The 9,125-nt window shown below is 59.5% G+C and carries 7 protein-coding genes; 3 read left to right on the forward strand and 4 right to left on the reverse strand.

What is annotated here, in order from left to right:
* Window positions 1-73 precede the first annotated feature (73 nt).
* Window positions 74-1,012, reverse strand: a complete 939-nt coding sequence (locus tag MWC30_RS20095; RefSeq protein WP_244085993.1) for a 1,4-dihydroxy-6-naphthoate synthase — start codon at window positions 1,010-1,012, stop codon at window positions 74-76.
* A 39-nt stretch (window positions 1,013-1,051) separates the two neighbouring features.
* Window positions 1,052-1,828: a futalosine hydrolase gene (gene mqnB, locus MWC30_RS20100; RefSeq protein WP_244085994.1), complete on the reverse strand. Its 777-nt coding sequence runs from the start codon at window positions 1,826-1,828 to the stop codon at window positions 1,052-1,054.
* A 345-nt stretch (window positions 1,829-2,173) separates the two neighbouring features.
* Between mqnB and dusB the strand changes: the two genes are divergently transcribed.
* The 3 genes from dusB to MWC30_RS20115 all read left to right on the forward strand — a co-directional run bounded on the left by dusB (window position 2,174) and on the right by MWC30_RS20115 (window position 5,983).
* The gene (dusB, locus tag MWC30_RS20105; protein ID WP_244085995.1) at window positions 2,174-3,283 is read left to right on the forward strand and encodes a tRNA dihydrouridine synthase DusB; all 1,110 of its coding nucleotides are present in this window, start codon (window positions 2,174-2,176) and stop codon (window positions 3,281-3,283) included.
* A gap of 47 nt (window positions 3,284-3,330) precedes the next feature.
* Window positions 3,331-5,079: a 4-hydroxy-3-methylbut-2-enyl diphosphate reductase gene (gene ispH / locus MWC30_RS20110; protein ID WP_244085999.1), complete on the forward strand. Its 1,749-nt coding sequence runs from the start codon at window positions 3,331-3,333 to the stop codon at window positions 5,077-5,079.
* Between the two features lie 73 nt (window positions 5,080-5,152).
* A complete protein-coding gene (locus tag MWC30_RS20115) occupies window positions 5,153-5,983 on the forward strand; it encodes a glycosyltransferase (RefSeq protein WP_244085996.1) in 831 nt (276 codons plus the stop codon).
* Window positions 5,984-6,029: 46 nt separating this feature from the next.
* Here MWC30_RS20115 and MWC30_RS20120 read toward each other — a convergent pair whose 3' ends face one another.
* Complete coding sequence (locus tag MWC30_RS20120; protein WP_244085997.1) at window positions 6,030-7,247, reverse strand: ABC transporter substrate-binding protein; 1,218 nt, start codon at window positions 7,245-7,247, stop codon at window positions 6,030-6,032.
* Window positions 7,244-8,575 (reverse strand): ribosome biogenesis GTPase Der, encoded by a 1,332-nt coding sequence (der, locus tag MWC30_RS20125; protein ID WP_244085998.1) that lies wholly within the window; start codon window positions 8,573-8,575, stop codon window positions 7,244-7,246. The genes MWC30_RS20120 and der overlap by 4 nt, the downstream gene beginning before the upstream one ends.
* Window positions 8,576-9,125: the final 550 nt, after the last annotated feature.

The following is a 9,125-nucleotide window of genomic DNA, read 5'->3' on the forward strand; positions in this document are numbered from 1 at the left end:
CTGGCTTCAGTGTGGACGGTGCATGAAATGCACCCTACCCGAAGTGATAGATGCCCTTTCATTGCCTCTTGCCTCAACACCCGGAGCCTTCATGCCGGAAGATCCCCTGCGGCGGCAGCGCGATCCCCTCTTGTTTGGCCGCGGCTTCCAGGATAAACCGTGTGGCGCGTTCTCCCTCAGCTCCTGCTTCCAGGCTGAAATGGTTGACGAACATGTCGATATGCCGATGGATGATGTCCGGCTCCATCTCCTGAGCATGCTGATGAATGTAAGGCCAGGCTTCCCGGGGGTGGGCATTCGCGTAGAGGATGCTTTCCCGGATCTTGTCCTCGACAAATTGCGCTGCGTCCGTGCCCAGGGAGCGCTTCATGACGATTCCTCCCAGGGGAAGGGGCAGCCCTGTCTCCTCTTCCCACCAACTGCCGAGATCCAGGACCTGGTGCAGGCCCATCGATCGGTAGGTGAATCGTCCCTCATGGATGATCACCCCGGCGTCCACCACACCCCGCGCGACTGCGGGCATGATGTCGCTGAAAAGCATCTCCACTTTCGGTCCCGCATGGCTCCCTTCCAGTTGGAGCAGGAGGTTGGCGGTGGTGAGTCTCCCCGGGATAGCGAGGGTTTTGTGCCGCAATTCAGACATGGTACTCGGACGCCTGGCCACTACGAGGGGGCCGCAGCCCCGCCCGATGGCTCCCCCGGCCCCCAGCAGCCAGTAATCTTCCAGGAGGTGCAGGATGGCGTGAATGGACACCTTCGTGACGTCCAGGGTCTTCTGACGGGCTCGCTGGTTCAGTTCCTCCACATCGGCCAGCGTCACCTGGAATTGCCAGGGGGCGGTGTCGATCTTTCCTTCGGCCAGGGCGTAAAAGATGTGGGTATCGTTGGGGCAGGGCGAATACCCCAACCGCAGGGAAGCTGGTGGAGAAGGGGGCATCATGTGCGTCCTCATGGCATGGTGCTTTCGGGCTGCTTCGGCAGCGGAATCGCTCTCTCCTGCCGGGGTTTTCATCGTGGCGTTATTTTTTCGGCACAGGAATGTCTCCTGCGTTCACCGGATCTCCAGCCACTTTTGAACGACGGCGCGGCAATGGAGCATGGCAGCGTCCAGCCGCCAGTTCCTCTTGTCCCGGTCTCCCACCACGTTGCTGATGCCTCGGCATTCCATCACGGGGATACCGTATCGAAAACAGGTTTGAGCCACGGCGCTGCCCTCCATGTTTTCGGCAAATGCTTCATAACGTGAAAAACGCCGGTGCGCAACCTCCGCATCGCCGCTGACCATTCCGACGGTAAGGCTCGGGCCGTAAAGCAGTTGAAAATGCTGCTCCCCGCTCGATGGCCGACCGTCCGGCCCATAAAAGCCCGCCGGCATCTCCTGCAGGATCTTGGAGAACCTGGCGGACCTGTCGAGGGGGAAGGCATCGAAAAATGCTTCCTGCCCCAGGACGACGAGAGGAAACCCCAGGGCTTCCGAAGGGAGGACGCCACCTTCGACAAGAACACCTTCGTCTCCACACAGTGCCTGGCGGGTCACGAGAACATCTCCGATACGGAGGGGCCCCTGGGCGTACGCGCCGGCGCACCCGATGTTGAAGACTTCGGAAATGGAAAACCGCTCCAGGAGGGCCGCCGTAGTGACAGCCGCGTTCACCTTGCCGATGCCCGTCGTTCCCAGCAGGACAGAGCAGCCGTCATGATCCCCCAGGTAAAACATTTCTCCTCGTACCTGAAAGGTTTCACTGGAGGAAAGGAGGGGCAGGAACGGACGTGATTCCCCCTCGACCGCTCCCAGAATGGCAAAATGGATCTTCCTGGAATCATCCATGACGGGCTCCGACTCCCTCATGACGGAGAAGCGCATTTTCCCTGGCCGTAAAAGCTCGCTGCGGGAAAGCTCACCCTCACCGGGGCTCCCTGTGTGAGCTCCAGCTCCGTACAACTCAATACAAGTGTCCACGGCTCGAGTCGTCATTCCGGCTGTCCTTCAGCGGGAATCCACAGAAAAAACTGGATGCCGGCTTAAAAACTGCCGGCATGACGAGAGGCGAACTGGACATCTTTCTCTGTGGAAGTGTGCTCAGAAGCATGCCCTGGAACCATCAGGTTGTCAATCCCGGCCGAAACGGTTAGGATGCATTCTTTCCAAATCGTGACGGAGCCTCCGGTGCCGATGATGCCGGTTCGTGCGACAGGCAATCCATTCCTCATTCAATTCAAAGGGAGACCAGAGAAGCTCATGCAGGCAGATGCGACCCCATTCCGGCCTTCCCCCCTCACCATTGGGAACGTCGTGGTGGACCCCCCTTTGATTCTGGCTCCCATGGCGGGCGTGACGGATAAGGTCTATAGACACCTGATGGCGCGGCATGGAGCCGGGATGGTGACGACGGAAATGGTGAGCATCCAGGGATTGGTGCGGGATCAGGCGGCCACGTGGGAGCTTTGCCGGCAGGACCCTCCCGTGCAGGTGCCCCTGTCGGTGCAATTGTTTGGCCGGGATGCCGCCGTCATGGCGGAAGCGGCCCGCAAGGTGGAAGCGCGGGGTGTGCGTCTTGTGGATATCAACGCCGGCTGCCCTGTTCGGAAGGTCGTCAAACAGGGGGCGGGGGCCAGCCTCCTTCGGGAGCCCGACCAGCTGGCCTTCGTGGTGGAAGCCGTCAAAAAGGCGGTATCCATCCCCGTAACGGTGAAGGTGCGCCTGGGTTGGGATGAGGGATCCAGGAACGTCGTGCACGTAGCTCGACGCCTTGCTGCGGCGGGTGCCGACGCCATTGCGGTGCACGGCCGAACGGCCGTGCAGTTTTATGGCGGAGAGGCCGACTGGTCCTGGATCAAGAAGGTGAAGGATGCCGTGGACATTCCCGTGATAGGAAACGGCGACATCACCAGCCCCTCTCTGGCCGATGAAATGTTTCGGCAAACGGGCTGCGATGGGGTCATGATCGGTCGGGCCACCCAGGGAAATCCCTGGCTCCTTTCGGTCATTGCCTCCCGGTGGGGACACCGGGCGGAAGTCACGGACAGTCCGGAGTGGCCGGATTTCCTGCAGACGGTATGCGCTCACCTGGAGGCGTTTCGAGTCAGGCGGCCCCGGTCTTCAGGGCACTACAAAAAGCTCCTGCTCTGGTATTCCAGGGGATGCCCGGATTCTGCCCGCCTCCGCGGGCGACTTTCGGAGCTGGACGGGCACGAGGAGATGATGGATGTTTTCCATCGCTGGGTGGGGGGCATCGAGGAGAAGGGGGCGCCGTTCCTGCCCTTCAAGGTTTCTGATTCTTAGCGAGTCTCATTGTGAACGAGTGAGTCTAACATCGGGAGTAATGCGTGATGGAAGTGATCGTGGCCAAAACGGCCGGCTTTTGCAGGGGGGTGCGGAACGCCCTGGAGGTGACTCTGGAAGCCATCCAGAAACGCAAGAACGGAGAGCAGCTCTGTACCTATGGCCCCCTCATCCACAACAAGCAGGTTCTCTCCATGCTGGAGGAAAAGGGCATCCGCGAGGAAAACCGGATAGAGAGCTGCGCCGGCAAGCATGTGGTCATCCGTGCCCATGGTATTCCTCCCCAGGAACGTCAGGAATTGCACCGGCTGGGTGCGACACTTTTGAATGCCACGTGCATGCGTGTGGCCAAGGTCCACGGCATCATCAAACAGCATGCACGGAAAGGCTATCATACGGTCATTGTCGGCGATGCGGACCATGCCGAGGTCATCGGCCTGATGGGATACGCGGAGGGCCGGGGCGTGGTCATCCACGACCCGCAGCAGGTGGAGGAATTGCCGGAGAACTGGGACAAGGTGCTGCTGGTGGCCCAGACAACCCAGAACGAATCGGTTTTCCAGGAGATTCAGCATCGCTTTCTCAAACGGTATCCCGGGGGGATTGTCAAGAATACCATCTGTGGCTCTACCCATGAGCGGCAGGAGGAAGTTCGGAACCTCTGCTCCGAGGTGGAGGCCATGGTGATTGTGGGAGGCTATCACAGCGGCAACACTCTGCGGCTGGCGGAAATCGCCCGCGAATGCCGGGTTCCCAGCTATCACGTGGAAACGGAGAACGATCTCGATCCAGTGGAAATGTCCCGCTACACCCGTGTAGGGGTTTCTGCCGGGGCTTCCACTCCCAACTGGATCATACGGGATGTCGTGCATCACCTGGAGTCGCTCCAGTCCGAGCATTTCGGCCTATCCGGCAGATTCAGGAAGGCATTGGCTCTGCTGGTCTATGGCAACTTCTTTGTGGCCCTGGCCGCCGCCATGCTCCCCCCAATGGTTCAGGCCCTGACGGGACTGTCCAAAGCGCCCGGGCACAGCAGCGGCATGGCTGCGTGCTATGCTTTCGCCATGCATTCCCTCAACAGCTACCTGGACCGCAATGCCATCCAATTGAACGATCCCGCCCGTGCGCTCTTTTACCATCACTGGCGTTTCGCTTTCACGGGCCTCAGTGTCGTGGCTGTCCTCATCTCCCTGCACCTGGCCTGGGACATTGGATTCCTGAACTTCCTGGCCATGGCTATTCTCGTCGCTCTTGGAACTCTTTACTCCCTGCCGCTGGAGCTGCCGAAACGGTGGCAGAAATTATCCGTCCTCAGAATGAAGGACATCCCCGCGTCCAAAACCTTTTCTGTTCCCTTTGTCTGGGCGTGTATCACCGTCCTCATCCCGCACCTTTCAGAGCTTTTCAAATCGTTTTCTGTCGTTGCATATGGTTTTGGAGTGGTGTTTGTCCTGGTACTGGTGCGTACCATGCTCATGGACCTTCTCGCCGTGCAGGGGGACCGGCTGGGTGGAAGGGAAACGCTGGTGGTGCTGGTGGGTGAGAAAAGGGCCAGGAGCTTCGTCGTGGTGATGCTGGGCCTGATGCTCTGTCTTCTCCTTATGGGGCCTGCCCTGGGAACCGCCGGTCCTTTTGCGCTGCTCATGTCTTTTTGGGTAGGGGGGTACGGCTGGTACCTGGGAATATCTCATCGGTACCCGCTGAAAGAAGATCCACACCATGAAGCTCTGATTGAGTCGAGTACCATCGGATTGGGATTTTTGGCTCTCCTCTGGAATTTCTTCACGGAGCTCTGAGACAGCAACAGGGTATGCCGGGGTATTGCCGTTCGGGATATCCCATCCGGCAGCAGTGCAGGAGACCAAAAGCGTGGTAACGGTTGTCATTCCCACCCACAATCGCAGCCGCTTTCTTCGTGAAGCCGTGACCTCCGTCCTGGCGCAGCGGGGTGTGCCCCTGGAGGTACTGGTGGTGGATGACGGTTCAACGGATGAGACGCCGGAGGTCCTGGAAACTTTCGGCGATTCCATCACGGCCGTTTTTCAGCCGCACAGGGGCGTCAGCGCCGCCAGAAACCATGGCATTCGACTGGCCCGAGGGGAATGGATCGCCTTCCTCGATTCCGATGACCTGTGGCTCCCGGGAAAGCTCGAAATCCAGATGGCCTTTCTCGAGGCTCATCCCCACCTGCGCATCTGCCAGACGGAGGAAATCTGGATCCGCAACGGAAAGCGCCTCAATCCCAGGAAATACCATCAGAAGCCCCAGGGGCACTGCTTTCCCCTCCTGGTGGAGCGGTGCCTCATCAGCCCGTCGGCTGTCGTCATTCACCGGGATCTGTTCTCCCAGGTGGGATGCTTCGATGAATCTCTCCCTGCCTGCGAGGACTATGACCTCTGGCTGCGCATCGGCTGTCGCCACCCGGTAGGACTCGTCGAGGAGCCCCTCATCGTCAAACGGGGAGGCCATGCCGATCAGCTTTCCGCTTCCATTCCAGCTCTGGATGTCTATCGCATTCAATCCCTGGTGCATCTCCTGAGGCGTGAGTCCCTGACCCCTGAGCACCGAAAGCAGGCTTTTGCCGTCCTGGAGCGCAAGTGCCTCATTTATGGGGCCGGGTGCCGGAAGCGGGGGAAGTGGGAAGAAGCCGAGCGGATCCTTGGGCTCCTTCGTACGGTTGCGTCCGTGGAGGTCGTGTGATGGCAATATTGCTGCCTTGGCCAACTTTCGTCATTTCGCAGGCGAGTCATGGCGATGCGGGGGCTGGTTCAAAGCTACCGTTTCGGTAGAGTGTCAGCTGCATGCGGCGCTGAAGCACTCCTGCGGCGTCGAAAAAGACTTCGCCGCCGGCGCCTGTATACGGGGCGTCGGCCCGTGTGCCGGAGCGGAGACGCTCTCGAAGCTCTTCACGGCTCGCTGCACCGGTTTTCAGCGCACCGCCCACCCAGTTCATGGCGTCATAAGCCAGAATGGCCAGATCATCGGGTTTTTTCCAGTAGGCTCTTACGAAGGCCTTTTGCAGCCTGTCCATGGCCGCATGACCGGCGGCGGGGGAGGGTAGGGGCCGCATGGCGAAAAGGCGATCGGGGAAGAGATCCGCCAGGTCTTCCAGGGTCATTTTTCCGTAGGTCTGGGGAAGGAGCAGACTTCCCTTGAAGTTCAATTCCGAGAGAGCTTCGGCCACGGTTACCCCCCACAGAGGAGACCCCGCCAGGAAGACAAGAGGGGTTTCGGGCGGCAGTTTTTCCGAAAGGGTGGCGGCGAGGGCTGCCGCGTCAGCCCGGCATGGGATCGCTTCATAGCTTGTGGAATGTTCGGTCGCGCCTTCCTGGAATCCCTTCAAAAGCAGATCTCCGTAGGGACCCGGCTCATGAAGCAGGGCAATCTTCCCTCCCTTCGCCAGCTCTTTAGCAATACCGGACGCCTGGAATCCCTCGCTCCTGTCGGAGGCAATGAACGGAACCCCCCAGGGGCTCCGGGCAAGCTCCTCGTGCGAGCTTGCGGGTGCTACCAGGAGGACTCGTTTCTTCCGGCATTCCGGCAGGACCCTGGACAGGACGGTCATGGGCATGTGGACCATGAGGACCGCCACCCGGGGATCGGAAAGGATCTGCTGAACGAGCAGAAGGGCATCCTCCTCACCCTTTCCACTGTCCCGAACGAGCATCTCCCCCTGGAGTCCCTGGTCCTGGAGCTCCTTCCAGGCCAGTTCCGTTCCCTGGCGGAAGGATTCACCTTCCCTTTTCATGGGACCCGAAAGGGGGGCCAGGACGCCAATGGCCGGATAGCGGACGGAGGGCGAAGGGCTCCCCGGGGCCGTTCCCGCCTCCTCCGGCTGTGTTGCGCTGCGGGCCAGCCAGAGGTACGCACCGGAGGAAAGGGTTGCCAGCAGGAGCAGACCGGCGAACATCCTCCACCAGGGCCATTTTTTGCGCGATGGCGGCTGACGCAGGTAATAGTTCATTCGTCCCGGCTTCCTCGCTGCCGGCCTCGAAAGAGAAGCCGGATAGGGGTTTTGTCCAGATGGAACGCTTCACGAAACTGGTTGACGAGGAAGCGTTCGTAGGAAAAATGCACCAGGTCGGGGTAGTTGCAGAACAGAATGAAGGTGGGCGGACGAACGGAGGCCTGTGTGGCATAATAAAATTTGAGGCGGCGTCCTCCCACCATGGGCGGTTCATGGCGTTGGAGGGACTGTTCGAGGGCGCGGTTGACGATGCCGGTGGTGATCCGTTCGTTGTACTGGCGGAAAACGTCCGAAACCGTGGGAAGGATTTTGCCGACCTTTTTTCCCGTCAGGGCTGAAAATGTCAGAATGGGAGCGAAGGGAAAAAATCGGAAGCGTTCCCGGACCTCCGCCAGGAATTGGCGGGTGCGCCTGGGATCGTCGTCCACGGCATCCCATTTGTTGATGCCGATGATGCAGCCCCGTGCCCGGTCCTGGATGTACCCGGCAATGTGCAGGTCCTGGTCGGTGATGCCCTCGACGGCGTCTAGAACGATGAGGGCGATATGACTGCGGTCGATGCTTTGCAATGCCTTGATGATACTGATCTTCTCAAGCTTTTCCCTGGTCCTGCCCTTGCGCCGGATTCCGGCGGTATCGATGAGCACGAAGCGCTGCCCATGGCGTTCGAAGGTGGTGTCCACCGCATCGCGGGTGGTGCCCGGAATGGGACTGACGATGACCCTCTGCGTCCCCAGGATCTGGTTGACGAGGGTGGATTTCCCGACGTTCGGCCGTCCCACGATGGAAATGCGGATTTCACCCGACTCTTCGATCTCCTCCCCTTCGGGGGAATCGGGGATCAGCTCCGCCAGGTCCGTCATGAGCTCCCCGATGCCGAAGCCATGGGCGGAGCTGATGGGGTACAGGCGGTCGATCCCCAGTTCGTAGAATTCGGCCATGTGCCGCGTCTGCTCCGGGCCGTCGATCTTGTTGACGGCATAAAGAATGGGTTTGGAAGTCCGGCGTAAAATGTCCACCAGGAGAACGTCCTCGGGATGCAGTCCCGTCTTGGCGTCGGCCACGAAGAGGATGATGTCCGCTTCCTCCAGGGCCAGCAGCACCTGCTCCCTGGCCTGCTTTTCAATGAAGGAGCTGTCTAGGCTCACATATCCGCCCGTGTCGATGAAGGCGAAGGACTTTCCATCCCACTGGATCTGGGCGTAATTGCGGTCGCGGGTGACGCCCGGCAAGTCGTCCACCAGGGCACGGGTTCTTCTACTGATGCGGTTGAACAAAGTGGATTTCCCCACGTTGGGTCTTCCGACAATGGCTACAAGAGTCATGGGTGCTCATTTCCTCAGTCAATATGCATTGAATTCTCGATGGGAATATTTTTTCCATAGGCTTTTATCAGGTCAGATGGTGAACAGTAAAGGGTTAAGGTGGACAAAGGGGATGAAGATTCCGTGAAGCCGTTCGTCGGGCCGATATGTTCTCCTTGACAAGTAGGGCGGAACTTGCTAACGAACTACATCGAGAAAAAAATCACTCGCGCTCCTTGACAGAGTGGTCACTATTGAAGGCATTTCCCTCGAAGCGAGGGGGATGCTGCCGGTCCAGCGCAACATCAAGATCCAAGTGCTCTAAAAAACACAAATCGTCGTTCCCGCAAAGCCTGGCGAGCGGCAGTACGGTAAGGTGAAAACCGCTTCAGAGCGGAGGGGGTGAGCTCCGTCCGTTGCCGACGGGAAGAGGCGCGGTGAGTACGGGATGGGGGAAGGGTGTAAGTGTAAACGCGGGACAGTTAATGGAGAGAGAAGATCAGCCATGAGTGAATATGTACCGGTGTTGATCATGCTGGTTTTGGCGGCCGCGACGGCGGTGGGGATGCTG

This window comes from Desulforhabdus sp. TSK (genome assembly GCF_022836495.1).
In the GTDB taxonomy this organism is placed as follows: Bacteria; Desulfobacterota; Syntrophobacteria; order Syntrophobacterales; family Syntrophobacteraceae; genus Desulforhabdus.

What these genes read in the sequence shown, in the direction of transcription:
- MWC30_RS20095 (WP_244085993.1), bottom strand. Translation starts at nt 1,012, where the DNA reads ATGAAAACCCCGGCAGGAGAGAGCGATTCCGCTGCCGAAGCAGCCCGA.
- mqnB (WP_244085994.1), bottom strand. Translation starts at nt 1,828, where the DNA reads ATGGATGATTCCAGGAAGATCCATTTTGCCATTCTGGGAGCGGTCGAG.
- dusB (WP_244085995.1), top strand. Translation starts at nt 2,174, where the DNA reads ATGATGCCGGTTCGTGCGACAGGCAATCCATTCCTCATTCAATTCAAA.
- ispH (WP_244085999.1), top strand. Translation starts at nt 3,331, where the DNA reads ATGGAAGTGATCGTGGCCAAAACGGCCGGCTTTTGCAGGGGGGTGCGG.
- MWC30_RS20120 (WP_244085997.1), bottom strand. Translation starts at nt 7,247, where the DNA reads ATGAACTATTACCTGCGTCAGCCGCCATCGCGCAAAAAATGGCCCTGG.
- der (WP_244085998.1), bottom strand. Translation starts at nt 8,575, where the DNA reads ATGACTCTTGTAGCCATTGTCGGAAGACCCAACGTGGGGAAATCCACT.